Annotated in this window: 1 pseudogene; it reads left to right on the top strand. The window is 81.0% G+C overall.

Annotated features, from left to right (window positions below):
* Window positions 1-979: pseudogene (locus CR470_RS38165) on the top strand (PAS domain S-box protein); the annotation flags it as partial.

Below are 979 nucleotides of genomic sequence, written 5' to 3'. Positions count from 1 at the left end.
CTCCCGACGACCGTCCGGCCGCCGAGCCGACCGGACGGCGGCGGGCGCGCCGCGGACCGGCAGCGCCCGAGGAGGAGCAGGCCCCCGAGTTGATCCCGGCCCAGCAGGGCGAGGGTTCCGGGCGGCGGCGCGGCCGCCCCAGCCCGGCCGAGGCGGCCCCGGGCACGGTTCCGGCGGACGCCGCACGGGAACAGCCCCAGCCACCGCGGCGGGGGGCGCTGGCCCTGACCTCCGCCCCGTCCGCGGCGCCCGCCGCCCCTTCCGAGGGGTCGGTCGTCACCGCGGCCGAGAACGCCCAGGGCGGCGGTCGCCCGCAGCTCGGGCAGACCGTGCCGCCGCAGGGCGTCCCGGTGGACCCTCAGCAGCCCGTACCGCCCACCGGACGACGGGCCCGTCGTGAGGGCGAGCCCGCCCGCGCCGCCCTGCCCGCCCTCGCCTCCGGAAACAGTGGCAACAGCGGCAACCACGGCGATGAAGGCGACGGCGGTCACTCCGGGCCGGAGCAGTCCCAGCAGCCCGGAGGGCGGCGTGCCCGACGCGCCCTGGCCGCCGCCCAGGAGCGCACCGCGGCCGAGGCCGGTCCGCGGACCGCCTTCGCCCTTCCCCCGGCCGACGCGGACCGGGCAGCGCTCGCCCCCGACGCCCCGGTGGCCCCCGGCGGCGGGGCGAGCACGCACCACGCGCGTACCGCACCGGAGGCCGGTCACACGCCTCCGCAGGCGCACCCCGTCGCCCCGGCGCACACCGGCCCGCAGCCGGACGGAACCGCCGGGCAGGGCTTCCCGGTCGCGCCCCAGGCGGCCCCCGCGCCCCACCTCCCCGGGGCGGCACCACACGCGCCCGGCCCGCACGACGGTGGCGTACCGGAGGCTCCGAGCCCGGCGCCGGACCTCGCGGCGTGGGGCGACACCGGGCCGAACGTCCCCACCGGCACCGGGCAGACCGCCCACACCACCGGCGCTGTCTCTTATACACATCT

Origin of the sequence: Streptomyces sp. rh34, assembly GCF_002551245.1 — a bacterium.
GTDB lineage: Bacteria > Actinomycetota > Actinomycetes > Streptomycetales > Streptomycetaceae > Streptomyces.
The sequence above is the reverse complement of the archived record's forward strand: the minus strand, read 5'-3'. Positions and strand labels throughout refer to the sequence as shown.